Below are 25,033 nucleotides of genomic sequence, written 5' to 3'. Positions count from 1 at the left end.
GGAGCAGCATAGTGAAATTGCCCTAATTTGATACACAAATATAAAACCTGTATGTAAATTATTGATATTAATCACAAGAGTAAGATTAATTCACTCGCTTTCACTGTCTATGTCGCCTTAATCATTAAGCCCTTAGGCCAATGCCATTTCCTGTTGGCCTTGATACAGGGGGACACCAAGATTGTTGTCAAATTGATGACAACGTCAACATTCCGGCTTAGCCATTGTTTTTTATTGTTATTTTGATAATTAAATTGATTTAAACATGAAAAAAACTCAAGATGTGAGCAAATTGCAAAAGGAGTGTTAAAGAATGAAGCATTGGCTCTTATCGAGTTGCATATTACTAGGCTTATCGGCTTGTGGTGGATCAGACGACACCAGTTCAGATGACAACGATGGCGGCACCTTGCCACCAAAGGTACAAGCACCAAGTGTAGACTTGGGCGAAGCGGTAACCGGCTGGAATGACAATCTTATTGCATTATCTGCCGATGTGACGATTTACGCATCAGGCAGTTCAACATTCAAATGGCAGCAAGTCTCAGGCCCCCAAGTATCGCTGTTAAACGCTAGCATAGAGGGAGTAACCATAGATGCCAGCGCACTCGAACAAGACACCAGTGTTACACTCAGCCTAACGGTTACCGATAGCAGTAACCAGACTGCGACAGACCAGCTCACTTTACAGCTCAAGGACAAAATTAGCGTCGCAATGAAAACCGGCGATGCTAGTATCGTCAAAGACCTATCGCCGCAAATGGTCAATCGTGCACTAAAACATATTGAACAATATCGATTTGAGGGTGACACGCTCATCAAAAGCATCTACGACAAAGATGCAATCGAGTATGACCAAGGCCGTCACTCGCAAATGATCCAACTAGCGGGCGCCGAACACGCCTACCCTCACAGTAAAGCTTATGCCATAGTCACAGGTAATAAAGGCCTCACCTTCGCAGCGACTAACGATATTGCAGGCCAACGTAATGCCGCCTTTGGTACCGACATCATTTCCAGCATGCAACAAGGTAATAACGCTAATTTTGAGCCCAGCTTTAAGCGTTTACTCGGCTGGATGCTAAACCTAGATCAAACCTCGATGGCAGATAATCAGCAGGTTAGATTATTCTTAATGGCGGGCAGTACGGTTAATCGCATCAACAACTGGATTGGGCAGCATTACCCTAATTGGCAAGTTGAAATCTGTAGCAATGAAGCCACGCTGTCAACTTGCTTAGGCGAAGCGACACTTGTGATCACCGGTTCTTCAGAACTATTTTCAATCGAGACTGTTGAGCCACTTATCGCGCAAATACAAGATGACAAACAAGCCTTGCTATATATGCATCTACACAGCTGGAATAGCGTACCCTTGACTCAAACGGTGCTCAATCCAATGGGCTTTGGTATGCAGGGCCCTGGCGGCCCAGGTAATTACTTCTCTCAAGATAAAGCAGACTGGCCAACGGCAACGGCCATGCTTAACAGCTACAGTGCGCTCGATAAAGAAGAATTATGGCTAAGTTTATTTAACAGTGAGCAAGTTGACTTCAACCTTGCCAATTGTGCCAGCAGTTGTGATAGCAGGTTTAATGATGACTATCGCCCGGCTCTCTCGGCTATCCGCAGTAACATCCAAGCCCTAGAAAGCAATAAGGTCGATATCTTTGCCGAGCCCAACTACGACCTCTATAAATATCTCACTTTATTAGGTGACAACTATCGCCAAACAATCCAGTACCCTATGGATGTTACAACAACCGATAGCCTAAACTATCTCAAGGCCTATTATGCCGATCACAGCGTTTACAACTACCGCGATATTAATGCAGTCCAACAGGATCTCGGTAACTTTAGTCGCAGCGACTTTAGTCATATTACGCCGACAGACAAAGCTGTGAGCCTCGAAAGTAAAAAAGGCTTCCGCTCGGCAGGCGTGTACGCACTACCTGGCCAGACCGTTAGTGTGACCCGAAATGACAGCAGTGATGTTCGTACTTGGGTCTTCATCAATACACTGCGCTCAGGCTCAACCCACGAGTTTGCAACAAACGGCTATAACCGTCCTAAGTTACTGCAATCGACTCATATTGAAGTCAAATCCGGTGAAACCATTAAATTGACCAGTCCCTATGGCGGCCCGATGCAAGTTCGATTTGACCAAACAGATCTCGCAACACAATTTAACTTTAAGCAAGTAGGTCTTCATCCGTACTGGCGCAAAGGCATGGATGGCAATCTGTTTATGCAAGAGTTAGCGGCTAACCAATATGACTGGAGCGAATTGGCAACAGCGCATTTCGAGGTGCACTCCAAGCTCGATAAGATGCAAAAGACGATGGAACACGAGCCACTTTGGAATACTCCAGAGAAGATGGCTACCGCCATAATGACGCAGGTACATAACTACCCGCACCTACTGGCAGGTTTTAAGGGACCGTTTATCGATGAAGTCGCAGAGATCACCGATTTTGCCGCGAGCCAAGGCTGGCAAATCGATACTATCGACACCGTCAAGCATATGAATGCCGACCAAGCCACCTGTGGTTATGGCTGTTCCGGTAATCCTTATGATGCAGGTTGGTCATTTAGCCCAACCGGGCATGGCGATATACACGAACTCGGCCACGGACTAGAAAAGGGGCGCCTGCGTTTCGATGGCCACGACGGCCACGCATCGACCAACCCATACTCCTATTACACTAAGTCCCGTGCTTATAGCGAACTCGGTAAACTGCCATCGTGCCAGGGCCTAGATATCGACGATGAGTTTGCCGTGCTGCAAGCAAGCATGAATCAAGCCGACCCATTTGCTTATATGCAAGCGGCAAAGCTAACCAGCTGGTCAAACGGTATGGCGACCATGCTACAGATGATGGTTGCAGCGCAAAAACACGGCGCGCTTGAAAATGGCTGGCATCTGCTCGCTAGGTTGCATATCTTATTGCGTGAGTTTGAACGGGCTAAGGGCTCGGAAGAGCTCTGGCTTCAGAAGCGTGCTCCGCTAGGTTTCAGTCAATATAGCCTGGATGCTGCAAAGAGCATTACTAACAATGACTTCTTGATGGTGGCTATGAGCTTCTCGACTAAGTTGGATTATCGTCAGATGTATCAGATGTGGGGCTTAGCTACGACACCACTTGCAAAAGAGCAAGTTGCAGGCTTTAACTTCACGGTTATCGACAGCAAGGTATACGTCTATAACCCTGGGGATTACTGCTTAAGCCTAGATCTACAAGAGGTTGCCGTAGATGGTCTGCAAGCTTGGCCCCTATAATCCAGCGGCTAATCCACCAGCTATACGATAAGTCGCCATAATAGCGACAAGCAAAGCCATCTAATACCAATCAATGATATTAGGTGGCTTTTTGATTTATCGTCTGTTACTCGTAACGGTTTCCAGCCCTTGTTCGATTCAAGAGCTAGATTCAAGCCATCTATTTAAGCTATCGAAATGGGGATCCGGCGGCGGCCAAAGTGCTGTGGTGGACCATCGAAGCGCCCGGGGAGTTGGCAGCCACAATAATCACACTTGCCGCTATTATTGAGGTGATATTCGCCCAGTTCATACCAATCCCTGCCTATCAGTAACGCCTTACAGTTCGCACAATAACTACTGCCCCCCTTGCGGTCATGAATGTTACCTGTATAGACAAAGTTCAGTCCTTGCTCTAGGGCTATCTCTCTTGCTCGGGTCAAGGTTGAGGCTGGGGTGGCTGGTTTATCCATCATATGAAAATCGGGGTGAAAAGCACTGAAATGCAATGGTACGTCGGGACCTAAGTTATCAGTTATCCAGCGACACTGGCGCTCTAACTCTTGGCTAGAATCGTTTTCTCCTGGGATTAACAGGGTCGTTAGCTCAAACCAGACCTGAGTCTCATGGCGAAGATAGAGTAAAGTATCAAGCACATCACTTAGGTGACCACCACAGATCTTATGATAAAAATCCTCAGTAAAGCCTTTAAGGTCGACATTCGCGGCGTCCATATACTTAAAAAACTCGACTCTCGGCTCAGGGCAGATATAACCTGCGGTAACGGCTACTGCGTTTATCTCTAATTCATGACAGGCCTTGGCGACATCGATTGCATATTCATGAAAGATCACCGGATCGTTATAGGTAAACGCCACACTTTTGCAGCCCATACGCTTAGCCGTTAAGGCCAAGTCCTCAGGCATGGCTTTAGCACCTAAAGTATCGAACTCTCTCGATTTACTGATATCCCAATTCTGGCAAAACTTACAACTAAGGTTACAACCTGCGGTGCCAAATGAGAGCACGCTGCTGCCTGGATAGAAGTGGTTTAATGGCTTTTTCTCAATCGGATCGATGCAGAAACCACTAGAGCGGCCATAACTGGTCAGCACTATCTGATTATCGATATTCTGCCGAATAAAGCAGACCCCGCGTTTTCCCTCTCTGAGCTGGCAATGTCGAGGGCAAAGGTCGCACTGCACTCGACCATCATCAAGCCGATGCCAGTATTGGGTCTTAACCGTGAAAATATCGATATCATGAGTTGAATTGACTCCGTGGTTTGTTGGCATAAATACATCCCAAGGGCGCTATCTCAATGTTCTATACTTAAAGCCTAGTCGATAATCTTGAGCTAATCCGCCTATGTTCGGTTCGATTCGTCCAGCTGCCGTTGCAAACCTATTTTACCCCGGAGATCCTGATGAACTGAGGCGAATGCTTGAGACCTATTTGACCCAAGCGACATCGTGCCTAGCTCAATCAAATCTAACTGAGCAAATAAGTACTCATCACTTTTTACAACCACAAGGCAATGGCCAAGGCTCGATTAAGGTCATCGTTGTACCTCACGCGGGATACATCTATTCAGGTCAAGTTGCTGCTCATGCCTACGCTTTAATTCAGCCCCTAGCCAACACCATAAAGAGAGTCGTATTAATCGGGCCAGCCCATACCGTTTACCTACATGGAGCCGCGCTGCCTCAGAGTCGATACTTTGCAACTCCCTTGGGTCAGATTGGTATCGATAGCGACAGCGTGGACATGTTGGCATCTCAGCAACTGATTAGCGTCTCAGATCTTCCCCATCAGCATGAACATTGCCTCGAAGTGCAATTGCCCTTTCTGCAACACTGCCTCAAGGAGTTTAAGTTGATTCCACTGCTGATAGGAGAGAGTGAACCCTATGCCATGGCTGAGTTGTTAGAGTGCTTATGGGGAGGCCAAGAAACCTTAATCGTTGTCAGTACAGACTTAAGCCATTTTCATCAATACGATGAAGCGGTTCGCCTCGATAAGATCACCTGCCTGAAAATTTTAGATGGGCAAGGTACATTTTCTCCCGAGCAAGCCTGTGGCAGCTCAAGCCTCAACGCGCTATTCCCACTTCTTAAGCGCCATAAACTGTGCCTCACACAGTTAAATTACCAAAACTCTGGCGATACCGCCGGAGACAAAAATCGTGTGGTGGGCTATGCCAGCTTTGCCAGCCGTTAACCTGACTCCCGGCCAGAAGCGTCAACTGCTGACGTTAGCCCGTAATACATTAGCTAAGGCATTTAATTCCCAGCACCATTCAAAGGTAACTCAAGCCCCGCTCGATGACGCACTAAATCGGCTTAAACTGGGATGTTTCGTGACCCTTACCCTGGAAGGAGAATTAAAAGGCTGCATGGGTTGTATCGAGGGCGATCGCCCTCTCAGCGAGTCGATCCCAACATTGGCTAACAGTAGTGCCTTTAGTGATAGACGCTTTCTCCCCTTAGTAGAGTCACAACTTAAAGCCCTTTGCATCGAGATCTCACTGCTATCAGAGATGAAGCGAATAGAGGTAAAGAATCAAACGGAATTACAGGCCAGCCTTGAAGGTACCTCATTCGGCCTTGTACTAAAGGAGGACGATAAAAAAGCGGTATTTTTGCCACAAGTCTGGCAACAACTACCTGAAGCAAAGGAGTTTATCGAGGCGCTAAAAGCTAAAGGAGGTTGGGATAGAGGTTACTGGTCCCCTAATATGCAAGTAGAGATCTTTGGCGTGACTCATTTTAGCGAAGAGAAACTATAGCGGCTCAGATTTACTCTATTTAAGCGAGCGCATATTAACGCTTGCATTCAGCGCGAGTATCGACCTTAGAGCCAGTCCACGCGATAGTAAACTAGTCAGCAATAGTCTCAAGGACTTAAGTTTACATAAATGTAAAACTGTATTAGATTTAACCCAATATCATTACAGGTGAAACTCTGTAAATCGTTCTGTAAGATACCGAATGTAAAGAATAGATACTCTAATTAAGGGAATGACGTCATGGACACGAACAAGCTATTACTCATTATTATCGCGATTCTATTACCCCCCGTAGCTGTATTTTTAAAAAGCGGCGTCGGCAAAGACTTATTGATCAATATTATTCTCTGCCTGCTCTTCTTCATCCCAGGTTTATTACATGCGTTATGGGTCGTGACGAAATAAGACTTCCTATGTGAAACGGCCACACAATGAAAGAATTCACGCCAGTTTAATCCAGCTATTTAACCTAGCTAAAGAAAAGCCTAGTCTCAGATGAACTAGGCTTTTTGTTTTTACGCATTTAGGCATAGCACTTCTATACTGAGTCTCTGAGGTAAGGGCAAATTACCTCAGTGTCGCACTCTGCTCTAGCTGCTGTTTAACTAACTCTATCATTGCCTTGGCCGCAAAAGAGAGACTCTGCTGCTTACGCCAAAATAGTGACAACTCCCACCTTAAATCGCTCGCAGAAAGTGGCACATTCACCACCGCATCGACGCGATATCGCTCGGCAATAATTTGTGGTAACACCATGATCCCCGTGCCAGCCGCAACCAACGCGATACCAAAGTCAGCATGGCTTACTCGTGTTATTTCCGCGGGAACAAATCCAGCCTTATCGCAAGCGTTTAAAATCAGCTCATAGAGGGCATATTCAGGCTCGAACATTACCTGCGCTAGAGATTGTAAGTCCTTAAGTTGCAACTCCTTACGCTCAGCTAAGCTATGGGTTTTAGGGACGACCACAACCATAGGATCATTACGGATCCTAAGCCCGTCGAATTCACCGTCAAATGCGATGATCCCTGTCGCTAGTTCAATCTCATTTTTCTGTAAGGCTATAGTCTGCTCAACCCCGCCCCGCACCAACAGCTGCATACCAACCTTTGGATATTGCTGCCTAAACTTGGCGATAACTGGTGCAAATAACTCGGCACTGCCTAATGGTGCCAAACCTAGCTTTAATGTACCACCAGTAAGATTTCGCAGCGCCTCCAGCTCAGATAACAATGATTGTCGCTGAGTCAACAAGAGCTGGGCATGGCGGTACACCAGCTCCCCGGCTGCGGTAAGCTTTATCTGAGTTCCACGCTTTCCCCGCTCAAGCAACACCATACCCAACTCTTCCTCTAAAGCTTTAATCGCCTTAGACAGTGCAGGTTGAGTCAGAAATACATTACGACTAGCCTTAGCAAAGCCGCCCGCATCGACCACCTGAGTAAAATAGTGCAGCGTTTTCAGATCCATTTAGATAACCATTACTTATAGATTCTATTCTTAATATTCATTTTTTTTATCAAATAGGCAAGCGTAAACTGACAGTCATACATCAACCACGCTAGTTTGGACCTCATCATGGCAACCTTTGCCAAACCTTCTCGGATTAATCTCAAGCAAACGGCTATTACTGCCGGACAGATAGCCCTACTATGCCTATTTGCTTGGGGCTGCCAGCTGTTAGCCAAGCAGATTAACTCCCCCATCCCCGGCAGTGTCATCGGCCTTGGGCTCCTACTGCTATTATTGGCCTGCAAATTGGTTCCCGAGAGCAGCGTCAACCTAGGTTCCACCTGGCTGATTGGCGATCTATTGCTGTTTTTTATTCCCCCTGTAGTTGCGGTGATCAAATACCAAGCCTTGCTTGAGCACTATGGCGTCGTGCTTATAGGCTCCATGTTAGCCGCCAGCTGCTGTGTACTAGTGGGCACCGCCTTTACCGTCGATAGACTGTTTAAGTTTGAGCATAAGCAAAACTTAAAAAAACAGTTAGCCAAGCTGCACCTTGAAAAGGTTAAACAAGGTGCCTGTCAATGAGCCACTCGGTAGTAGGACTCTTTTGCTTAGCCCTTACCCTTGTCGGCTACTACGCCAGTAAAACACTCTATCGCCACCAGCGCAGAGTGTGGTTTGCGCCTATCATTATCGCTCCAGTGATCATACTAACCGTGGTCGTCAGCCTCAATATTGCGGTAAGTGATTACTTCAGCTACACCCACTGGTTAGCCGCCATGTTAGCCCCGGCAACCATCGCCTTCGCGGTGCCAATTTACCGCGAAAGACAGTTAATAAAGCAGTATCCACTCACGCTAAGCTTAGGGGTTATCACTGGGTTATTATTAGGTGTTGGATCATCTTGGATATTGACCCTTTGTACCAATATGCCATCGCAGATCTCTCATAGCTTGATGGTGCGCTCCGTCTCGACCCCCTTTGCCATCGAAGCCACTACTGCATTTGGTGGCGTCCCCGAACTCACCGCCATGCTAGTACTGCTAACTGGAGTCATGGGCATGCTAATTTGTGAGCCGCTATTTAAAGTGGCTAAGATTCGCAGTTCCATAGCTAAAGGCGTGGCATTAGGGGCATCGGCTCATGGCGCTGGCGCGGCTAAGGCCAGTGAAATAGGCAGGCAAGAAGGGGTTATCGCCAGTCTGACCATGATATTTACGGGGATCGTTATGGTATTGAGTGCACCTATGTTCGCGGTGATAATCAAATAGCTCTACTTTTCTGGTTGCCAGATTGTCAATATCGGCAGCCAGCTCTATGCGAAACAACAACGTCAGAGCAAACCTCCACGCAACTTAAACATTTTTCACATCACAATATTGCTCCACCAAGAGTCGTACATTCAGTAGCAAAGCGGCTTAATGCATTTTATTACAAACCATCGATAAACCTTTGGCAGGCATAGCTCATCCCTCTAAGAGTGATGGCTCCTTATCGTTGATTTTTAGATCCTTCCCCTCTCATTTTTACCCTGTTTAAAACATGCTGCGCTAATAGATCTAATTAACGCTTTGGTGTTTACAGCCAAATTAGGTAAAGTGTCTGCTGCAATCACAAGCTTGCAGCGTTTTAGCAAAGACTGTCACTGTCGACAAACCTAAAACCAACACAATATAAAAATAGATAAAATAACTATAAATAATTAGAACATTTGAAGGAAAGTTATGAGCGATTCGAACGATGCTTACGCAGATAACGACCTAAGGGAAGTTAAACAGCTGGGGATGTGGGCCTCTATCGCCAGCTTAAGTTATATATTCTGGATTGTCGGTGGAATGGAGCTAGTTGAGCGTATTGCCTACTACGGCGTAAAAGCCAGTGCAGGCCTCTATGCAAAAGCCCCAACATCTGAAGGAGGTTTAGGCATTAGCCTTAGCGATTACGGTATCATTATCGCAATTTGGGCCTTTATGCAGACCTTTATCCCAGTCTTTACTGGCGGGATCTCCGACCGCGTTGGTTATAAAGAAACGATTTTTGTTTCTACCATCATCAAGATTGCTGGCTACTTAGTCATGGCTTTCTTCCCAAGCTTTTACGGTTTCCTGTTCGGCGCCATATTGCTTGCCGGTGGTACCGGAGTATTTAAGCCTGGGATCCAAGGCACCTTAGTACTTTCTACCGGACGCCAGAACACCTCGATGGCCTGGGGCATATTCTACCAAGTGGTGAATATTGGTGGTTTCTTAGGGCCGCTTGTTGCCGTGCATATGCGTCAGCTCTCTTGGGATAACGTCTTCTATGCTTGCGCCGCCATTATCTCCCTTAACTTTCTGTTCTTACTTGCCTATAAAGAGCCCGGCAAAGAAGAACGTATGGAGCGTAACCGTAAAGTTAAAGCCGGTGAAATCCACCAAGAAGCGCTTTGGCGCGATGCTTGGAATGAGCTAAAAAAACCTGTTGTTATCTACTACATGCTGGTTTTCGCAGGCTTCTGGTTCCTGTTTAATTCGCTATTTGACGTGTTACCGATCCACATTGCCGAGTGGGTCGATACCAGTGTGATTGTTACCTCGCTATTTGGTCCTGAAGGTACCTCAAATGGTATGTTCCAATTCTGGCTAGGTCTGGATAATACCGGAACTAAGGTCATGCCTGAGGGTATGTTAAACCTTAACGCAGGTATGATCATGACCAGCTGTTTCTTGGTGGCAGCATTAACTGCAAAGTATCGTATTACCACGGCGATGCTAGGTGGTTGTCTACTGAGTATTCTCGCTTTCGTATTGATTGGCGCAACCAATGCGGCATGGATGATTGTGTTAGCAATTGCCATGTTCTCTTTCGGCGAGATGATGATCAGCCCAAAGAAGAATGAGTTTATGGGTAACATTGCCCCAGAAGGTAAGAAGGCGATGTACTTAGGCTTCGTGATGTTGCCACAGGGTATAGGCTGGACACTCGAAGGTTACTTCGGCCCTAAGCTGTATGAAATGTACGCCTCTAAAGAGATTTTCTCATTAGAACTACTTGCTCAGCGCGGTATGAGCCCAACTGAGATCAGCGCAATTCCACAGGGTGAAGCTTTTACCACTTTGGTAGCCTTTACCGGTGAGCCAGCACAAGAGCTAACGACCTTGCTATACAATAGCCATAATATAGGTATGGCTTGGTATATCATCGCGGCCATTGGCACCATATCAGCCGTAGGTATTTACCTTTACGGTAAGTGGTTATTCAAACTACAGCAGCAAAGCTAATTTAGTTTGGTGCAGATATAAAAAAAGCTGACCTAAGGTCAGCTTTTTTTATCGCTTGAGTCAGGCATCATCACAATAAATTAACGATGATAGCGATCAAGTTAGCGAATTAGCAGCACGCTTTCTTTTCTTCAGCAGGCTCATATGCAGCAACGGCAACTGGACCAACTGGTAAAATAACACGGCCAAACTCAGCATTCAGTACTTGTGCCATAGCAAAGTAAATCGCACTTAAACCACAGAAGATACCTTCGTAGCCAGCGATAGTGCCGATTAACTCACTACCAGTGAAATCACGTGCAGCAAGTAGGAAGAATAGAATCGTTAAAGATGCGAATACAACTTGCTTAGCACGTGGGTAACGTAGTGAACCAACAAATAGTGCTGCAGTGAATAGGCCCCATAGTAGTAAGTACCAACCCATGAAAGCAGCAGGACTTGCAGCAAGACCCATCTTAGGCATAACCAATAGGCCTACTAGCGTTAGCCAGAATAAACCGTAAGAAGTAAATGCAGTTGTTCCGAAAGTATCACCACGCTTAAAGCACATGATACCAACGATAACCTGAGCGATACCGCCGTAGAAAATTCCCATTGCTAAGATCATAGAATCGATTGGGAAAAAGCCTGCGTTATGGATGTTTAGTAAGACAGTTGTCATACCGAATCCCATTAGACCTAATGGAGCAGGATTAGCTAGTTGTGTAGACATTGAGTTCCCCTACAGGAAGTATTCACTAACAAATGCACCCCATTACAAAGCGCATTATTAAATTAAGTTAATTTGAGCGCGCGCATTCTAGTGGAAGCATTGCAGCCGAGCAAATCAGTTAACTTGGAGGGGAAAAATCTTTAGGCTGGGATAAAAAACAGCATATTCCTAAATAATCAATATGTTACCTATTGGTAAACCTTATCAGGATTAACAATCAAACAGTGTGTGACACAACTCACAAAACAGCACCACTTTGATACATTCGACACGCTTCATCTAATTTAGCACATTAGCAGCTGATGAAATTGACTCTGTAAAAGTGTTGAAAAATTGCACCAGCTCACAAACTAATAAATTGGTTCTTTTTTTATCAAATTTCGCCTTAATCGGGCAAAACTTTCCGTTTTCTCCTAAAAAAACTGAAAGTTTATTAACAGAAAATGCAGTAAAAGTAGTTCTGAGAAACGAAAATGCTCATATTCAACTAAGGTACAACTAACGATTAGATAGCTATTCAGTGGTTAGCAACAGACTAAAAGTCAGTCTCTCATTAGGCGATTTGGATCTCAGTGCCCAAGAGATCTCGGCTCTGTCCCACTGCCAATTGTGGATCCAGCTCAATAGCCCCAACCGATAGTCTGTGTAGGCCAATAACCGGATTACGAAAACGCCCAAACATCCGCTTTATTTGGTGGTAGCGACCTTCGACTAATGTCACCAAAGCGGTGTAGTCATCGACTATTTCGAGTGTCGCAGGAAGCGTGGTAATGTCTTCGAACTCAAAGTACATGCCATTTGCAAATGCCGCAATATAGGATTCGTCGATAGGGTTTTTCAACGTCACCCTATATACCTTACCCACCTTATGATCTGGCGACATCAACTTCTTCGACCAACGACCATCATTGGTGAGTAACAGTAACCCTGAGGTATTTAAGTCCAATCGCCCAACTATGTGTAGACTTTGTTTATCGTCTCGCTCAAGTAGATCGATAACCGTCTTATGTTTGTCGTCCACTGTGGCACTGACCACACCTACGGGTTTATAGAGCATCACGTAACTCGGCGCATTCGCTTGTAATACTTTCCCGTCGAAACAAACATGGGAGAACTCATCGATGATCTGGTCGATATCTCTTGCCACTTCACCATCCACCAGCACTTGGCCTTTAGCGAGTATCAATCTTACATGTTTTTTATTAATACCGGTTTTTGCACTGATAAACCTGTCTAAACGCGCCCGTTTTGATTCCATGACTTATTGACCATTGTCTTTATTGTGAGGCATCACTTTATAAGCACAACGCCGCGCACCTTCGATGATATGCTCTTCACGACTAACTATAGCGTCCTCTTCGAGCAGGGTTTGAAACAGCTGCAACTCAGAGCGACAAAAGTTAAGGCATGCAGATGCAGCCGCGCAGATAGGGCAGTGGTTCTCAAGTAACCAATAACACCCATCGACTTGCTCAACGCTAGCCATATAACCTTCGTCAGTACGTAATTGAGCTAAGCTCTGTAATTTAGCCACTAAGGTATCAGCCCCCATTAACGCATCACGATAAAGGGTTAAAGATGCCTGTTCACGGTGAGCAATAAGCTGCTCTAACCCACCATCACCAAAGACAATCTTAACCGAATCGATTAACTGCACCGTTAGCTCTTCATGACGATCGGAAAAGTGACTGTTACTTTGCGGTGTTAACGCCCAAAAGCGTGTTGGTCGGCCACGGGTAGCCTTCCTATCTTCAAACACTACATCTTGGCTTTCTTCAAGGCTTTGTAAGTGCTGACGCACGCCCATGGTGGTTAGCCCTAAATCACTGGCAATCACTTTAGCGGTTAATTCGCCTTGGGTTTTTAACATCTGCAAAATCTTATCACTGGTCTTCATCGACACCTCTTTTAACTGCTCTGCTTTTATGGTTCTTAGCCATAAAAGCAGTATGACTAACGCCATTATTACTCACCCAGCAATTAAGTAAACTTTTTTCTTTACTTTATTTTATAAAGAGATTACTTTACTTAAAACTTAAATAAACAAAAAGGTTTACTAAAATGGAATTAGTCATTGTGAGTGCTAGCCAGAGAAGCCCGTCACAAAGTGCAAAGGTTGCGCGTTATCTGAACGAACGAGTTGAAGGCTTTAGCAAGGTCAATCACATCGAGCTTTGCCAGTACAACTTATCTTTTTGGGACGGTGAAGCAGATTCTAAGTCAACCGATGATAGTCGCTGGCCCTTGATTGCTCAGCAGCTAAGAAACGCCGACGCACTGGTGTTAATTACTCCAGAGTGGGGCGGCATGGCATCGCCATTAATGAAGAACTTTTTATTGATGTGTGACAACCAAGATACGGCCCATAAGCCAGCACTTCTGGTGGCGGTTGTCAGTGGGATCAGCGGCGCCTACCCCATAGCCGAATTGAGAATGAATGCCTTGAAGAATAATAAGCTTGTGGCGACACCCGATCACTTAATCATTCGAAACGTTGAGCAGGTGCTTAACCATAACGAGGTCGATGATGAACGAGAATTACATTTACGCCAACGTATAGACTACAGTTTGCATATGCTTGAGCAATACAGTGAAGCCTTAAAAGCGATCCGTTTTCAGCACCAACACCAACCTTTTCCAAAACAGCAAGAATATAGCTACGGCATGTAATCAATCCAATCATAATTTCAGTAACAAGGAGTTTGTCATGATGCGTTTAGAACACATAAATTTGGTTGTCAGAGATATCCCTAAAGCGCTCGACTTTTATCGCGCGGTTTTTCCCCATTGGCAGGTTAGAGGTGGCGGAAAATCGACTTGGCACGGAGTGGAACGTAACTGGGTCCACTTTGGTGATGACTATCAATACCTAACATTTAATGATGATGGGGATGCTGATAATCGCGACTTAACAGGCCATCAAGTAGGCATGGCACATTTTGCTTTTGTCACCGACGACCTAGATGGTGTTATCGCTCGTTTGGCAAAAACCGGCCGAGACATAGATAAACCCGGCGCCGAAGATCCCTTCAGACGTAATGTCTACTTTATTGACCCTGACGGTTATGAGGTCGAGTTTGTCGAATACTTAACTGATATCCCAACACTGCGTAATCGCTACGATTAAAAGTGTTAGGCTTAGCTTAAGTAGCAAAGGAATATCAGAAACAGAGGTATCCCAGTAACAAAGATATATCGCTGAAAATGAGCCTGATCAACTCATTCGTCTTATCCAACCACTCGGAGCAAGGCGCAGTAATCTGTGTAATATAGACCAAGGCCAACGTGGTACGAAACTGCTTGCTCTTTCGGCTTCAATGGCAGCAACCATGGCTCTACAACCCGTTTGCGTATCGACGATAAACGGCACCTTTGCCACATGCTCATTAATTTCACTACGAATAAAGCCAGGATGAATACAACTAACCTTAATCGGCGTGTGCATTACATCGATACGGATCCCTTCCGTTAACGAAGTTACCGCCGCCTTAGTGGCAGCATAAACCGTCATAGCTCGTCTAAAGCCTCGCAACGCACTAACAGAAGAAATTGTCACCAAATGACCGGCATTCTGTAGCCTGAAAATCGTCATAGCCGCTTCGGCTTGCGCCAACAGAGCGATAAAATTGGTTTCAGCGGTTTGCTTGTTTGCCTCAAAATGTCCGGTACCAATCGATGCCCCCTTCCCCATCCCCGCATTGAGAATAATTCTATCTAGCTGGCCAAACTCAGACTTAAACTCATTAAATACCGTAAAGACAGCTTGATGCTGATTCACATCGAGTGCTTTAACCGAAACCTTAATATTAGGATTTAGCTGTAGCAGTTCTTGCTTAAGGTCTTCTAAACGATCGACTCGACGTGCACATAGAGCCAAGTCTCGTCCCATCTTGGCAAACTCTATGGCCATACCTTTTCCTAGTCCTGAACTCGCGCCTGTGATTAATATCCTTTGACGGTTTGCCATCATATCTCCCTAAAAAGTTACCATCCTTAGCCATTATTTAACTTAAACTACTGCTCAGAGATGAGAATGTAAACCTAGCTGGTATGGTGAAAACTAAGGTCACTTTTGAATATAACTTCTGATTATCTATGCTGAAATGTAACTACTGAAAAGTAACTTTTGATACATCACTTAAGAAACAAGTCAGCTCAGCCAGATAGCGAGTACAAGTAAGCCTATATAACACGCAAAACCTAAAAGAAAAGGCTTATCGGTTTCCGAGCGACCTCGTACTCTTTGTCTTGATAGAAATCGAGCCGGAGACAGAGAGTAATTGATTTTTCCAAAGCTAAAGATATAGAGCAGTAGCGCTCCGGTAAAATAGAACACAAAAGACAATACAAAGTCCCAAACAACCCAAAACAATAATTCAGCGGCCAATGCAAACATTACGCTCTCCTTAGCGATTATCTGTTAAAACTATTACCCCTTAAAACTATTACGCTGCCATCTTCAGTAAAAATAAAATAAATCCACCATAGGCTAATGCACCGAGACAAACCATCACGGTCAATGTCTTCGAACGCGCCATCGACTGAAATAACGCAAACTCGGTTTGCATCTCAATTACGTCAAACCAACTCCAATCATTTTTAGGGCGATGATGCTCTGCTTGTTGAGGATGAGTTTTCTCTGCTTGGCTAGCCTGTATATGACGGCTGTTGACCCGTGCCCCTTCAGCCTGTCTCTGTGGCTTATCTAAACTTGTCGGCATTGATTTAACTCCCTGTATAACTGCCTATATAGAGAATTAAACCTTAACCATAAGTCAGGTTAATGTCAGGTTAACAGTTGTTAATAACAATCATTAACACTTTCTTTTAACTCGTTAGCTATCAATATGTGAGAACACCCCCGCACTAGATTCGCTATATCAAGGGGTTAGAAGCTCGTAGACCCGAATGCACTTACAAACGCAGCTTTAAGCGTGATTTAGTATTAGCAAACCCGTGTGTTTACTGGGTTATAGACTAAGTTTACAGAATTATGAACCAGCGTTAATGGCAAGGGAGTGCAAGGAAAATGGAGTACTCCCCATGATTTCGTACCACCACACACTGACAGTGATCGATAACGATTCACCCGCACAATTTGCACTGCATAAAGCTTTACAGCTAGCTAAGAAAACCAAATCTAAAGTCACCGCACTGAAAATAGAACATCCCTACGGTAGCTTATTAACTAGGCTTGGGCTGATCCCCAATAACGCCCTTGACCCCATGCTTTTTGTGAAAAAACTTTTAGCAAAATACCAACGCCAAGGCGTAGAGGTTGAGATCAAAAATATTGATAAAACCAAAGAACACATTGCGCTTATTAAGGAAACAAAAGCTGGCGATTACGATTTAATCGTGATTAACAACCAACATCGCAACGCAATCATGAACGAGTTTATACCTAGTTGCGAAGCCCATTTGCTACGAGAGTGCGCGCATCCTATCATGATAGTCGGTAATAAACGTTGGCAAAAAAATGGACATATCCTAACCGCTCTCGAAACGTCGGACTCCCATATTGAACACAGTAAATTAAACCAATGTTTACTCGATGATAGTCAGCAACTGGCCTCTTTATTGGATAACGATATTCACTTAGTTAACTGTTATCAGAATGAAAATTGGAGTATGTCGGTAGAAAAGAAAAAAGATAGCCTCACCGATGAGGAGCAAAAACAGCAGCACTGGGCACGTTTACTCAATAGTGCAAAAGACTACCACCTAACAGATGCTCATCTTCATCTTGAGCAAGGACTACCGGATCATGTCATTCCCTCGATTGCACAGCTGTGCGACGCTAATCTCTTAGTCATTGGGGCTGGTGAACACCAAGGGTTAATCAGTGACTTAAAGGGTCACACCTCTTCAGCAATAGTCGATGAACTCAAATGCGATATCTTAGCTATCAAGCCACAGCTACACTAATGTCTCAGGAGTGCCGCCTACCAAGTCGTAATAGAGGAGACTTCAATCACGCTCTGATAAGTTTTTAGCGACTATTTCGGAGTCCTTTTGCGCCCAAAAATCGACCCTAAATTGAGTGTCATTGGTGAGAAACTCCACTTTATGCCAATACTGAGGTGGCGAGATCCCTGTTTCACCGGCTTTAATGACAACTTCTTGCTCCACATCTCCACGCCTATCTTTAAACCCATAAAACTTAAGCTCTCCGCTTAACACATGAATTTGACCGAAAACACCAGCCTTTGTGTTATGCAGATGAAGAAACATCTTTGGCACGGTGTGCTTCTCAAATACTGGTGTGGATTTGTAATTAACGTAATCAGCAGGGATCTTAGCCATATTTCATCCTCGTTTATAAAATGTAATTAAGCCGATTTAAGTTCAAGTTAAGCGACTATCAGCAAACTAGGCACTATAATCAGCCCACTTAACTGCAATATTAGCTCACTAGCGCTTGCTGTAATAACGAGAACCAATGAACGAACAATATCGCTACACCACGCAATACACCTTAGACAAAAGCCATTTTAGCGAGTGCTACGATGAATCTGTTGTGGTCGACACATCTATACGCGCTTACCGCAAAGCTATTATCTTTACGCTAGTCGGTACAGGTTTAATGTTAACCAATATCAATGGCTATGCCTCTTGGTTCATCATTGCCTTAGGTGCCCTCGAAGCCTTAAGTGTTCGATTTAGAAAACCTTGGTGGCTGATGCGTCAGATGATGAGCAAAGCAGCAAACAATGAAGTGACTCTAACCTTAGATGAGACAGGCATAACTAATGACTCATTCTATGTTCAAGGTACTATTTTGTGGCAAGACGTCAACAGCATCACCTCGACAGAACAAGGCTTCTTAATCAAGCACGCCAAGGGAACCAGTTACCTTTCTAAGCGCAGCCTAGATAAGCAAGCCACTGAGTTTGTTTTAGACAAGATGTCTAAGAAGAATGGTTAATCTCTAACATTTGCCATCAGAAATGCGTCAATATATTCGCCATCACGAAAAGCATATTCACGCATTTCTCCCTCAATCACAAAACCATGCTTTTTATATAGGCTAACCGCTAAGTGATTGTCGGTATAGACTTCGAGCTCTATCCGCCGCACCGCTAGCCAGTTTTGTGCTAATGACACCATGGCTTCGAGCAGAGCCGAAGCGATTCCTATGCCTCTGTATGACTCATGCACGGCCATACCGATATTAGCAACATGCTTACGCCTTGGATTACTAAACACTTCCATGCCAATTTGTCCTACAACCTCGCCTTCTCTGACGGCAACTAAACTGTAGAAGTTATCAGGCAGGTTCATCAAACGTTTCTGCCAGAGCTGTAAAGAGGGAAAAGGATGCTGCAAGGTTGCGCCATAGCAACTTGGCTGGCTATAAAGTTGGCAAATACCATCAATATCGGTATCTAAGCTGTGACGAATATCTATATCTACCAAAATTGTTTTCCTCATCTCTAGAGGGTTCCGCTCTCCAGTCACTACGTTCTCCTTTATACGCCATGGCATTATTATAATGTATAACTTTCGATAAAATAGCTTGTATGTCAATAGATAAGCGAACATTAGTGCTTGGCTATACTGTTCAAAGCTCATCAACAAATATCGAAAAGATGACTATTTTTTGAACTGTATCAGTTTGCAACAACTTTCCTATCTAGCATGCTGCATTTTGGAATAGATGATACTCTATAGCTTCATTTGTTAATTTTGTAATCAAGAGTCAATGTTTTAGATGCCATACTTTTTAGTACTTCTGCTCAGTGCCAGCTTATATTCAGGAGCCGTGTTCGCAAATGCTCCAACAAGCTGTGATAACAATACAGACTGCATCGAAGTCGGACGCTGGGATCTTGGCTTCAGCTTAGGCTATGGTAATAAATCTAACCCGCTTAAAGACTATAAAGATATCCCCATTTATGTTGTGCCAACCTTAGCCTATTATGGCGATAGCTGGTTTTTCGATAATGGTAATATCGGTTACACCTTGGCCGAAGGTGAAAACTACACAGTCAACCTGGTAACGACCTTTAGCCATGACAGCGCCTTCTTCCATCGTTGGGATCCTTCAAATATTTTCCTGTTAAGTAATGGCGGGAACCAAACTGCGATATCTTCAGTAAGATCCACCTTTTCAAGCCCGACCGTAGAAGAACCAGCCATAGGCAAGCTTGAAAATCGAAACTTTACATATCTTGGCGGAGCCGAGGCTTTTATTTACACCAGATTTGGTATAGTACACGCTAGCGTCGCTCATGATATTTTAGATATTCATGGCGGCCTAGAGTCTAAATTGAAGTGGTTCTATAACATTCCTTTAGATAAATGGAATTTCGAATTTGCAGCATTGTTAGACTGGAGAAGTGATGAGGTCGTTGATTATTACTACGGCGTAAGATCGAGTGAAAGCCTCTACTGGAACCAAGCATATCAAGCGGAGTCTGCATTGAATAAGAGCATCGAATTTACCGGCCAGTATGTATTAACTCAAAACTGGAATTTGCTCTTAGTTGCGCGTTACACAGACATTGCCGACGAAATAGTCGATAGTCCGCTTGTGGAGAAAGATTACACAACCACCTATTTTGTTGGCGCAGCGTATAGGTTCTAAGCGAGTGTTTTCAAAATTTAAACTTATACTTTTCTGGATGCTTCTAGGCTCACTTGTGAGTTCATCTGCCGCTGCAATAGATAACTTGGAGGCTCCAGAACCGACTCTCAAGCTGTCACCAGAGTTCTGCATCACATCGGAAGATGGGCAGTCCTGTGATATTGAAGTCACCTTAGAATGGCAGTTGTTAATAAACCAAACAGTCTGCATCATTTCTGATTACAAAGATTTAAAGAAATGGTGTACACCCTCACCAGATATTCACTCTTTAACCGTTAATATCAGAGCAGATCGTGATATTCAGTTTGTGATGATAGACAAAGATACCCACGAGACACTTGCAGGTGTAAAATTAAAAGTCACACCCGCTTCTTCGCCTCAAGTAAGGCGACGATATCGCAACCCATGGAGCTTATTCTAATGACCAACTCTCAATCGACGCATAGAGTTTTGTTAGTTGAAGATGATATTCGTTTGGCCAATTTGATTGTTGATTTCCTAAAATCACATGGCATGCACGTCGAAGTAGAGCGTAGAGGCGATACAGTTTTAACTCGCCTGATAAACTATAAGCCTGACATTATTTTACTTGATATCATGTTGCCGGGCATGGACGGTTTAACCCTATGTGAAAAGCTACCAGACTACTTTGCCGGTCCTATCCTGCTAATGAGCGCCCTTGGTTCAAATGAAGACCAAATTAAAGGCTTAGAGTTAGGCGCCGATGACTATGTCGTTAAGCCTGTCGATCCAGCTTTATTGGTGGCGCGTATCAATAATTTGTTACGCCGACAGGCAAAGCCTGCACAAGTTGAGTCCCACTGCCTTAGCTTTGGTAAATTAAGCATTGACCCGCACACTCAAGCTATTCGCTTAGGTGACACAGAAGTCGATCTGACCAGCCACGAATTTGAACTACTATGGCTGCTTGCATCACAAGCGGGACAAGTAATGAGTCGTCAGTACATCTATCAATACTTGCTCAATATCGATTTTGACGGTAAGGATAGAAAGATCGACGTACGCATCTCTCGCCTAAGAAAAAAACTGGGCGATAATATTGAAACGCCATTTAGGATCAAGACAGTATGGGGCCAAGGTTACCTATTTGCACCTGAAGCGTGGAACAACTAAACCTGCATATTTATAAAGATGAAACGTCTTTTTATAAGCCTCTATCTTCTACTCAGCCTCGGTTTTTTAGGTATAGGCTGGACTCTAGATAATTTATGGCAGAACAATGTTGACGACAAAGGTGCACTCGATGCACCTTTAGTCGCTTTGGCGCAAGTACTAGCGGCCCTCCCGCCTGTTGAACGTCAGGCGATGCTAGACTCCATAGAAGCCGACCCAGACTTTGCTCTCACCCTACTCGACTCTGAGCAAGTCGCTTTTTCAAGCGAACAACTCGTTCAAGCCAATAAGGTGATTGCCACTCCCTATGGTATCAACCACGAGCTCCAATTTGTGGCTGTGGGTGAGCAAGTCTTAATGGCAGGTCCCATTGCTATTGACCCCGTTCCCCGTCTAAGAAATATCTATAATATCTTTTTCTATCTGTTGCTGGCATTTATTGCACTCATTTGGGTGTGGCCATTATCTAAAGATCTTAAGATCTTACGTAAGGCAACCAAAGAGTTTGGTCAAGCCAACTGGAACACCCGAATAAAGTTAACTAAACGCTCTCAGGTATTACCCTTAGCAACTACCTTTAACGATATGGCCGCTCATATCAGTGCCCTTATTGATAATCAGAAACACCTCTCTAATGCCGTTTCTCACGAGATCCGAACTCCATTGGCGCGGCTTAAGTTCGCCCTAGCCTTATTACCTCAGTACTGCCAGCCAGAGTCTGACGAGGCTAATCGTCAGCGCTTTTTAGATGAGATGAAGCTCGATATCAAAGAGATGGAAAATCTACTGCAAGAGCTACTCACTTATGCCAGTTTAGAGGCTCAAAGAGAGTCACTCAACTTTGAGCGCTGTGATTTAAACAGCTTAGTCGCACAAACGATCAGACGACTCCAAAGTCACAATCCGACTCCTATCGTGCTCGAAAAGCCGGAGGAAATCGTCTACTTAATCGCAGAGCCTTCACTAGTCGAGCGTGCATTACAGAATCTCATCACTAACGCTCAAAGGTTTTCAACTGACGATATTCAAGTCAAAATATCTCAAGCTACAGACGGGATCCGGCTGTCCGTTACCGATCGAGGCGAGGGAATTTTAGAAGAAGATCAGAGCAAGATATTTGAGCCATTTTATCGCAGTAGTAGCAGTAAAAATGGCAATAAGGGGCACGGCTTAGGCTTAGCAATAATCAAGCGGATCATGGACAGACATCATGCAGAAGTCAGCTTAGAAAGCCGACCGGGCTTTACCCAATTTACCCTATTCTGGCCTAAGAAAAAGGAAGATTAATCTAGTTTAAATTCCCCTATATTGTCTTGTGTTTCAGCAGTTATCTCATTACCAAAGTCGAGGTGAGTATTCACCTTCGCCCTTTCATCTAAGAGCTGAGCTTTTTTAGCTTTTAAAAGCGCAAGCTGACGCCTCCGCTTACGTTGCTTACATAAACGGATTACATCATATTTTTGCGCATCGGAAAACTCAAGCCAATTAAAGCGCTCGTTTCGATTACGCAAACACCCTTTACAGTAGCCTCTTGCATCACTCTGGCAAACGCCAATACAGGGACTGGGGATTTCAAAAAACTCTAACTGCTCCATACCTTAAACATATACTATCTTGACAATGAAAGGCTAAAATAAATACAGTGATAACAATTGATATTCACTAAGTGCAGCGAAACACAGCCTTTCATCGCATTTCAGACATAGAGATAACAACAATATGAAGATACAGCCAAGAGGCCTTTTATTCAGCCTAGTTTTGCTGCCGCTAGTATTACTTGTCGCCTGCAGCTCTACTCCTAAAAATGATTACGACCTCAATTATGACTTTTCCAGCTTAAAGAGTTTTTCGCAGCTCGAACCGAGCCACAACAGCGACCCATTAAGCGCCAGTCGAATTCAGCAGGCCATTGCTAACTCACTCGGTAATCAAGGCTTTGTTGCCCAAGCTGAGAATGGCGATTTCAATGTTACCTATGGCTTTAAGGTTGAAGATAAACCCAAAGATTCAGGATTTTCTATTGGATTAGGAACAGGCTCTTGGGGCAGCTCGGGCGGAGCAAGTATAGGCACTAGTGTAGATGTACCTGTTGGTAGTGATACCGCAAAAATACAGACCATACAGATAGATATTATCGATCCGAAAACTAATCGGCTGATTTGGCGCGGAACAGATAAATTCAATTTCGATGATGGCGGTGAAGCTAAGGCTGAAGAAACCAAGGCGACAGTCGCAAAGATCCTCGCACAATTCCCACCTAAACAAGAAAAGTAACCTCAGAATGAACCGAACAGCTCTCGTTCGGTTCATCGCTTAATCCCCTATAGAAAACTCAGTGTCTCAGCCCTCTAGCAGGCGTAACGTCATTGATGGGCATTAACCGTGCGCCCCTCGGCCCATTGTCTTAACGCCATTAATTTTTCGCGCATGACCACCGACAGTGGCCGCGTCTTCATCAACTCCTCAAGCAGAGCTCTCTGATCCACCTCTCGCTCAGAAGCCTTAGCCGTATATATGGCAGAGATCACCACCTGCTCGATTTCGGCACCAGAGAAGCCCTGGCTCAACTTAGCAAGCTGGGCTAAGTCAAACTGTGTTGGCTCAAGCTGACGACGTTGAATGTGGATCAGAAAAATAGCTTGGCGGATATTGGCATCGGGCAGATCGACAAAGAAGATTTCGTCCATGCGCCCCTTACGCATTAATTCGGGGGGAAGTGCACTGATATCATTGGCAGTAGCAACCAGAAAGACATCAGATTTACGCTCCGACATCCAAGTTAAAATGGTCCCTAAAATTCGCTGAGAGGTACCATCATCACCAGTGCCACTACTCAGGCCTTTTTCTATTTCATCTATCCAGAGTACACATGGCGCCATCAAATCAGCAAGTTCCAGTGCCTTACGCAGATTCTTTTCGGTTTCACCTATGTATTTATTATAAAGCGCAGACATATCCATCTTTAGTAGCGGTCTTTGCCACATACCGGCAACCGCTTTTGCGGCAAGACTCTTGCCGCTACCCTGCACCCCAAGTAATAAAATGCCTTTAGGTTTATCCTCAAGTATCTGTGTATGGGCTGACGGCGTTCTATGACTCAGCCATTGTTTAAGGTTATGCAAACCCGCCACCTGAGAAAAATCACTGGTATCATACTCAAACTGCAATACCCCCTGCATATCCAGCAGCTCAAACTTACCACGGTTAATACTGTCAATATCAGAGTGAGTAATCGCCCCATCATCGACTATTGCCTTGTGGGCTAAGCGCCTCGCATCATCAAAGGTCAAGCCCCTTAAGTTTTCAGCAAGCTTTGCTACTGCCTCATCATCGACACTTAGCATCACGCCCTCACTACGTACTTTATCTATTTGCTCGTAGATAAGATTCAATAGCTGAGCGGTATTAGGTAGCGACAGTCTAAAATGTGCACAATAATGTTTGATTTCAGGTGGGATAGTAAACTCATGACTCACTAACACTATGGTATGTTTAAGCGCTTCGTATTCAAGTGCTATCTCTTTCAGTAGGCGTACATTTTTAGGTGCGTCCTCAACAAATGGGTGGAAATCGCATAACACATAAATGCCTTGCTCCTTCGTTGATTTTATCTGCCCAAGAATGTCACCAGGCTCACAGTTAAACTTCTGCCTCCCCATGCCACTATCGACTCGCATCAACCCCTGAGTAACGCTCCAACTAAACAGCGGTTGATATAAGATGTTAGAAACTTTTCTGAGTAATTCGAGCACCCGATACTCTTCATAGGTCTCTATGACGACAATAGGGGTGTTGGATCGCAGTACAGCACTAAGGTCTTGAATATCTTGCATGTTAA

28 protein-coding genes are annotated in these 25,033 nt (G+C 44.5%); 16 read left to right on the top strand and 12 right to left on the bottom strand.

What is annotated here, in order from left to right; translation table 11 throughout:
• Positions 1–313 precede the first annotated feature (313 nt).
• Positions 314–3,280 carry an ImpA family metalloprotease gene (locus Q1A86_RS01065; protein ID WP_299801875.1) on the top strand — a complete coding sequence of 989 codons (2,967 nt, stop codon included), beginning with the start codon at positions 314–316 and terminating at the stop codon, positions 3,278–3,280.
• A 164-nt stretch (positions 3,281–3,444) separates the two neighbouring features.
• On the opposite strand, the gene amrS is transcribed toward Q1A86_RS01065, so the two are convergent.
• Positions 3,445–4,554 carry an AmmeMemoRadiSam system radical SAM enzyme gene (gene amrS, locus Q1A86_RS01060; RefSeq protein ID WP_299801873.1) on the bottom strand — a complete coding sequence of 370 codons (1,110 nt, stop codon included), beginning with the start codon at positions 4,552–4,554 and terminating at the stop codon, positions 3,445–3,447.
• 73 nt (positions 4,555–4,627) lie between these two features.
• Between amrS and amrB the strand changes: the two genes are divergently transcribed.
• From amrB to Q1A86_RS01045, 3 genes are all read left to right on the top strand, one after another.
• On the top strand, positions 4,628–5,479 hold the full coding sequence (amrB, locus tag Q1A86_RS01055) for an AmmeMemoRadiSam system protein B (RefSeq protein ID WP_299801872.1): 852 nt from the start codon (positions 4,628–4,630) through the stop codon (positions 5,477–5,479).
• Positions 5,457–6,047 carry an AmmeMemoRadiSam system protein A gene (gene amrA, locus Q1A86_RS01050; RefSeq protein WP_299801870.1) on the top strand — a complete coding sequence of 197 codons (591 nt, stop codon included), beginning with the start codon at positions 5,457–5,459 and terminating at the stop codon, positions 6,045–6,047. The genes amrB and amrA overlap by 23 nt, the downstream gene beginning before the upstream one ends.
• A 240-nt stretch (positions 6,048–6,287) precedes the next feature.
• Positions 6,288–6,452 (top strand): YqaE/Pmp3 family membrane protein, encoded by a 165-nt coding sequence (locus Q1A86_RS01045; RefSeq protein WP_012144718.1) that lies wholly within the window; start codon positions 6,288–6,290, stop codon positions 6,450–6,452.
• A 162-nt stretch (positions 6,453–6,614) separates the two neighbouring features.
• Here Q1A86_RS01045 and Q1A86_RS01040 read toward each other — a convergent pair whose 3' ends face one another.
• Positions 6,615–7,517, bottom strand: coding sequence for a LysR family transcriptional regulator (locus Q1A86_RS01040; protein ID WP_299801866.1), 903 nt, complete (start codon positions 7,515–7,517; stop codon positions 6,615–6,617).
• Between the two features lie 108 nt (positions 7,518–7,625).
• Here Q1A86_RS01040 and Q1A86_RS01035 point away from each other — a divergent pair, with 108 nt between their 5' ends.
• From Q1A86_RS01035 to Q1A86_RS01025, 3 genes are all read left to right on the top strand, one after another.
• Positions 7,626–8,084, top strand: coding sequence for a CidA/LrgA family protein (locus Q1A86_RS01035; protein ID WP_299801865.1), 459 nt, complete (start codon positions 7,626–7,628; stop codon positions 8,082–8,084).
• A complete protein-coding gene (locus tag Q1A86_RS01030; protein WP_299801863.1) occupies positions 8,081–8,770 on the top strand; it encodes an LrgB family protein in 690 nt (229 codons plus the stop codon). Before Q1A86_RS01035 ends, Q1A86_RS01030 begins: the two co-directional genes overlap by 4 nt.
• Positions 8,771–9,223: 453 nt before the next feature.
• The gene (locus Q1A86_RS01025) at positions 9,224–10,759 is read left to right on the top strand and encodes an MFS transporter (RefSeq protein ID WP_299801861.1); all 1,536 of its coding nucleotides are present in this window, start codon (positions 9,224–9,226) and stop codon (positions 10,757–10,759) included.
• A gap of 109 nt (positions 10,760–10,868) precedes the next feature.
• Here the strand turns inward: Q1A86_RS01025 and Q1A86_RS01020 are convergent, their stop codons facing one another.
• The 3 genes from Q1A86_RS01020 to Q1A86_RS01010 form a co-directional block, all read right to left on the bottom strand.
• Positions 10,869–11,471 carry an acetate uptake transporter gene (locus Q1A86_RS01020; RefSeq protein WP_299801859.1) on the bottom strand — a complete coding sequence of 201 codons (603 nt, stop codon included), beginning with the start codon at positions 11,469–11,471 and terminating at the stop codon, positions 10,869–10,871.
• A gap of 553 nt (positions 11,472–12,024) precedes the next feature.
• Positions 12,025–12,729, bottom strand: coding sequence for a pseudouridine synthase (locus Q1A86_RS01015; protein WP_299801857.1), 705 nt, complete (start codon positions 12,727–12,729; stop codon positions 12,025–12,027).
• 3 nt (positions 12,730–12,732) lie between these two features.
• Positions 12,733–13,368, bottom strand: coding sequence for a metalloregulator ArsR/SmtB family transcription factor (locus Q1A86_RS01010; protein ID WP_299802242.1), 636 nt, complete (start codon positions 13,366–13,368; stop codon positions 12,733–12,735).
• Between the two features lie 164 nt (positions 13,369–13,532).
• Between Q1A86_RS01010 and Q1A86_RS01005 the strand changes: the two genes are divergently transcribed.
• Positions 13,533–14,141 carry an NAD(P)H-dependent oxidoreductase gene (locus tag Q1A86_RS01005; RefSeq protein WP_299801855.1) on the top strand — a complete coding sequence of 203 codons (609 nt, stop codon included), beginning with the start codon at positions 13,533–13,535 and terminating at the stop codon, positions 14,139–14,141.
• A 37-nt stretch (positions 14,142–14,178) separates the two neighbouring features.
• Positions 14,179–14,598: a VOC family protein gene (locus Q1A86_RS01000; RefSeq protein ID WP_299801854.1), complete on the top strand. Its 420-nt coding sequence runs from the start codon at positions 14,179–14,181 to the stop codon at positions 14,596–14,598.
• Between the two features lie 87 nt (positions 14,599–14,685).
• Here Q1A86_RS01000 and Q1A86_RS00995 read toward each other — a convergent pair whose 3' ends face one another.
• The 3 genes from Q1A86_RS00995 to Q1A86_RS00985 form a co-directional block, all read right to left on the bottom strand.
• On the bottom strand, positions 14,686–15,438 hold the full coding sequence (locus Q1A86_RS00995; RefSeq protein ID WP_299801853.1) for an SDR family oxidoreductase: 753 nt from the start codon (positions 15,436–15,438) through the stop codon (positions 14,686–14,688).
• A gap of 183 nt (positions 15,439–15,621) precedes the next feature.
• Complete coding sequence (locus Q1A86_RS00990) at positions 15,622–15,867, bottom strand: hypothetical protein (RefSeq protein WP_299801851.1); 246 nt, start codon at positions 15,865–15,867, stop codon at positions 15,622–15,624.
• Between the two features lie 49 nt (positions 15,868–15,916).
• Positions 15,917–16,192, bottom strand: a complete 276-nt coding sequence (locus Q1A86_RS00985) for a hypothetical protein (RefSeq protein WP_299801849.1) — start codon at positions 16,190–16,192, stop codon at positions 15,917–15,919.
• A gap of 322 nt (positions 16,193–16,514) precedes the next feature.
• Between Q1A86_RS00985 and Q1A86_RS00980 the strand changes: the two genes are divergently transcribed.
• Positions 16,515–17,399, top strand: coding sequence for a universal stress protein (locus Q1A86_RS00980; protein WP_299801847.1), 885 nt, complete (start codon positions 16,515–16,517; stop codon positions 17,397–17,399).
• A gap of 42 nt (positions 17,400–17,441) precedes the next feature.
• Here Q1A86_RS00980 and Q1A86_RS00975 read toward each other — a convergent pair whose 3' ends face one another.
• On the bottom strand, positions 17,442–17,777 hold the full coding sequence (locus tag Q1A86_RS00975; RefSeq protein WP_299801846.1) for a DUF1971 domain-containing protein: 336 nt from the start codon (positions 17,775–17,777) through the stop codon (positions 17,442–17,444).
• Between the two features lie 136 nt (positions 17,778–17,913).
• Between Q1A86_RS00975 and Q1A86_RS00970 the strand changes: the two genes are divergently transcribed.
• Positions 17,914–18,399: a YcxB family protein gene (locus tag Q1A86_RS00970; RefSeq protein ID WP_299801844.1), complete on the top strand. Its 486-nt coding sequence runs from the start codon at positions 17,914–17,916 to the stop codon at positions 18,397–18,399.
• Here the strand turns inward: Q1A86_RS00970 and Q1A86_RS00965 are convergent.
• Positions 18,396–18,905 (bottom strand): GNAT family N-acetyltransferase, encoded by a 510-nt coding sequence (locus Q1A86_RS00965; RefSeq protein ID WP_299801842.1) that lies wholly within the window; start codon positions 18,903–18,905, stop codon positions 18,396–18,398. The two genes, Q1A86_RS00970 and Q1A86_RS00965, sit on opposite strands and share 4 nt — an antisense overlap.
• A gap of 280 nt (positions 18,906–19,185) precedes the next feature.
• Here Q1A86_RS00965 and Q1A86_RS00960 point away from each other — a divergent pair, with 280 nt between their 5' ends.
• From Q1A86_RS00960 to Q1A86_RS00945, 4 genes are read left to right on the top strand one after another with little or no spacing between them, the layout of a single operon-like run.
• Positions 19,186–20,061, top strand: a complete 876-nt coding sequence (locus tag Q1A86_RS00960; RefSeq protein WP_299801841.1) for a MipA/OmpV family protein — start codon at positions 19,186–19,188, stop codon at positions 20,059–20,061.
• A gap of 37 nt (positions 20,062–20,098) precedes the next feature.
• Entirely contained in the window at positions 20,099–20,482 is a 384-nt protein-coding gene (locus tag Q1A86_RS00955; RefSeq protein ID WP_299801838.1) for a DUF3019 domain-containing protein, read from the top strand.
• Positions 20,482–21,195, top strand: coding sequence for a response regulator (locus tag Q1A86_RS00950; protein WP_202720571.1), 714 nt, complete (start codon positions 20,482–20,484; stop codon positions 21,193–21,195). Before Q1A86_RS00955 ends, Q1A86_RS00950 begins: the two co-directional genes overlap by 1 nt.
• A gap of 18 nt (positions 21,196–21,213) precedes the next feature.
• A complete protein-coding gene (locus Q1A86_RS00945) occupies positions 21,214–22,482 on the top strand; it encodes an ATP-binding protein (RefSeq protein WP_299801832.1) in 1,269 nt (422 codons plus the stop codon).
• Here the strand turns inward: Q1A86_RS00945 and Q1A86_RS00940 are convergent.
• Positions 22,479–22,790: a DUF1289 domain-containing protein gene (locus Q1A86_RS00940; RefSeq protein WP_299801830.1), complete on the bottom strand. Its 312-nt coding sequence runs from the start codon at positions 22,788–22,790 to the stop codon at positions 22,479–22,481. The two genes, Q1A86_RS00945 and Q1A86_RS00940, sit on opposite strands and share 4 nt — an antisense overlap.
• A 124-nt stretch (positions 22,791–22,914) precedes the next feature.
• On the opposite strand from Q1A86_RS00940, the gene Q1A86_RS00935 reads away from it, so the two are divergent.
• Positions 22,915–23,469, top strand: coding sequence for a DUF4136 domain-containing protein (locus Q1A86_RS00935; RefSeq protein ID WP_299801829.1), 555 nt, complete (start codon positions 22,915–22,917; stop codon positions 23,467–23,469).
• Between the two features lie 89 nt (positions 23,470–23,558).
• On the opposite strand, the gene Q1A86_RS00930 is transcribed toward Q1A86_RS00935, so the two are convergent.
• On the bottom strand, positions 23,559–25,028 hold the full coding sequence (locus tag Q1A86_RS00930; protein ID WP_299801827.1) for an AAA family ATPase: 1,470 nt from the start codon (positions 25,026–25,028) through the stop codon (positions 23,559–23,561).
• Between the last annotated feature and the right edge of the window lie 5 nt (positions 25,029–25,033).

The sequence above is a fragment of the uncultured Shewanella sp. genome, assembly GCF_947497935.1.
Lineage (GTDB): Bacteria > Pseudomonadota > Gammaproteobacteria > Enterobacterales > Shewanellaceae > Shewanella.
The sequence above is the reverse complement of the archived record's forward strand: the minus strand, read 5'-3'. Positions and strand labels throughout refer to the sequence as shown.

Excerpts from the sequence above, each read along its gene's own strand:
- Q1A86_RS01065 (WP_299801875.1), top strand. The coding sequence starts at position 314 with ATGAAGCATTGGCTCTTATCGAGTTGCATATTACTAGGCTTATCGGCT.
- amrS (WP_299801873.1), bottom strand. The coding sequence starts at position 4,554 with ATGCCAACAAACCACGGAGTCAATTCAACTCATGATATCGATATTTTC.
- amrB (WP_299801872.1), top strand. The coding sequence starts at position 4,628 with ATGTTCGGTTCGATTCGTCCAGCTGCCGTTGCAAACCTATTTTACCCC.
- amrA (WP_299801870.1), top strand. The coding sequence starts at position 5,457 with ATGCCAGCTTTGCCAGCCGTTAACCTGACTCCCGGCCAGAAGCGTCAA.
- Q1A86_RS01045 (WP_012144718.1), top strand. The coding sequence starts at position 6,288 with ATGGACACGAACAAGCTATTACTCATTATTATCGCGATTCTATTACCC.
- Q1A86_RS01040 (WP_299801866.1), bottom strand. The coding sequence starts at position 7,517 with ATGGATCTGAAAACGCTGCACTATTTTACTCAGGTGGTCGATGCGGGC.
- Q1A86_RS01035 (WP_299801865.1), top strand. The coding sequence starts at position 7,626 with ATGGCAACCTTTGCCAAACCTTCTCGGATTAATCTCAAGCAAACGGCT.
- Q1A86_RS01030 (WP_299801863.1), top strand. The coding sequence starts at position 8,081 with ATGAGCCACTCGGTAGTAGGACTCTTTTGCTTAGCCCTTACCCTTGTC.
- Q1A86_RS01025 (WP_299801861.1), top strand. The coding sequence starts at position 9,224 with ATGAGCGATTCGAACGATGCTTACGCAGATAACGACCTAAGGGAAGTT.
- Q1A86_RS01020 (WP_299801859.1), bottom strand. The coding sequence starts at position 11,471 with ATGTCTACACAACTAGCTAATCCTGCTCCATTAGGTCTAATGGGATTC.
- Q1A86_RS01015 (WP_299801857.1), bottom strand. The coding sequence starts at position 12,729 with ATGGAATCAAAACGGGCGCGTTTAGACAGGTTTATCAGTGCAAAAACC.
- Q1A86_RS01010 (WP_299802242.1), bottom strand. The coding sequence starts at position 13,368 with ATGAAGACCAGTGATAAGATTTTGCAGATGTTAAAAACCCAAGGCGAA.
- Q1A86_RS01005 (WP_299801855.1), top strand. The coding sequence starts at position 13,533 with ATGGAATTAGTCATTGTGAGTGCTAGCCAGAGAAGCCCGTCACAAAGT.
- Q1A86_RS01000 (WP_299801854.1), top strand. The coding sequence starts at position 14,179 with ATGATGCGTTTAGAACACATAAATTTGGTTGTCAGAGATATCCCTAAA.
- Q1A86_RS00995 (WP_299801853.1), bottom strand. The coding sequence starts at position 15,438 with ATGGCAAACCGTCAAAGGATATTAATCACAGGCGCGAGTTCAGGACTA.
- Q1A86_RS00990 (WP_299801851.1), bottom strand. The coding sequence starts at position 15,867 with ATGTTTGCATTGGCCGCTGAATTATTGTTTTGGGTTGTTTGGGACTTT.
- Q1A86_RS00985 (WP_299801849.1), bottom strand. The coding sequence starts at position 16,192 with ATGCCGACAAGTTTAGATAAGCCACAGAGACAGGCTGAAGGGGCACGG.
- Q1A86_RS00980 (WP_299801847.1), top strand. The coding sequence starts at position 16,515 with ATGATTTCGTACCACCACACACTGACAGTGATCGATAACGATTCACCC.
- Q1A86_RS00975 (WP_299801846.1), bottom strand. The coding sequence starts at position 17,777 with ATGGCTAAGATCCCTGCTGATTACGTTAATTACAAATCCACACCAGTA.
- Q1A86_RS00970 (WP_299801844.1), top strand. The coding sequence starts at position 17,914 with ATGAACGAACAATATCGCTACACCACGCAATACACCTTAGACAAAAGC.
- Q1A86_RS00965 (WP_299801842.1), bottom strand. The coding sequence starts at position 18,905 with ATGAGGAAAACAATTTTGGTAGATATAGATATTCGTCACAGCTTAGAT.
- Q1A86_RS00960 (WP_299801841.1), top strand. The coding sequence starts at position 19,186 with ATGCCATACTTTTTAGTACTTCTGCTCAGTGCCAGCTTATATTCAGGA.
- Q1A86_RS00955 (WP_299801838.1), top strand. The coding sequence starts at position 20,099 with ATGCTTCTAGGCTCACTTGTGAGTTCATCTGCCGCTGCAATAGATAAC.
- Q1A86_RS00950 (WP_202720571.1), top strand. The coding sequence starts at position 20,482 with ATGACCAACTCTCAATCGACGCATAGAGTTTTGTTAGTTGAAGATGAT.
- Q1A86_RS00945 (WP_299801832.1), top strand. The coding sequence starts at position 21,214 with ATGAAACGTCTTTTTATAAGCCTCTATCTTCTACTCAGCCTCGGTTTT.
- Q1A86_RS00940 (WP_299801830.1), bottom strand. The coding sequence starts at position 22,790 with ATGGAGCAGTTAGAGTTTTTTGAAATCCCCAGTCCCTGTATTGGCGTT.
- Q1A86_RS00935 (WP_299801829.1), top strand. The coding sequence starts at position 22,915 with ATGAAGATACAGCCAAGAGGCCTTTTATTCAGCCTAGTTTTGCTGCCG.
- Q1A86_RS00930 (WP_299801827.1), bottom strand. The coding sequence starts at position 25,028 with ATGCAAGATATTCAAGACCTTAGTGCTGTACTGCGATCCAACACCCCT.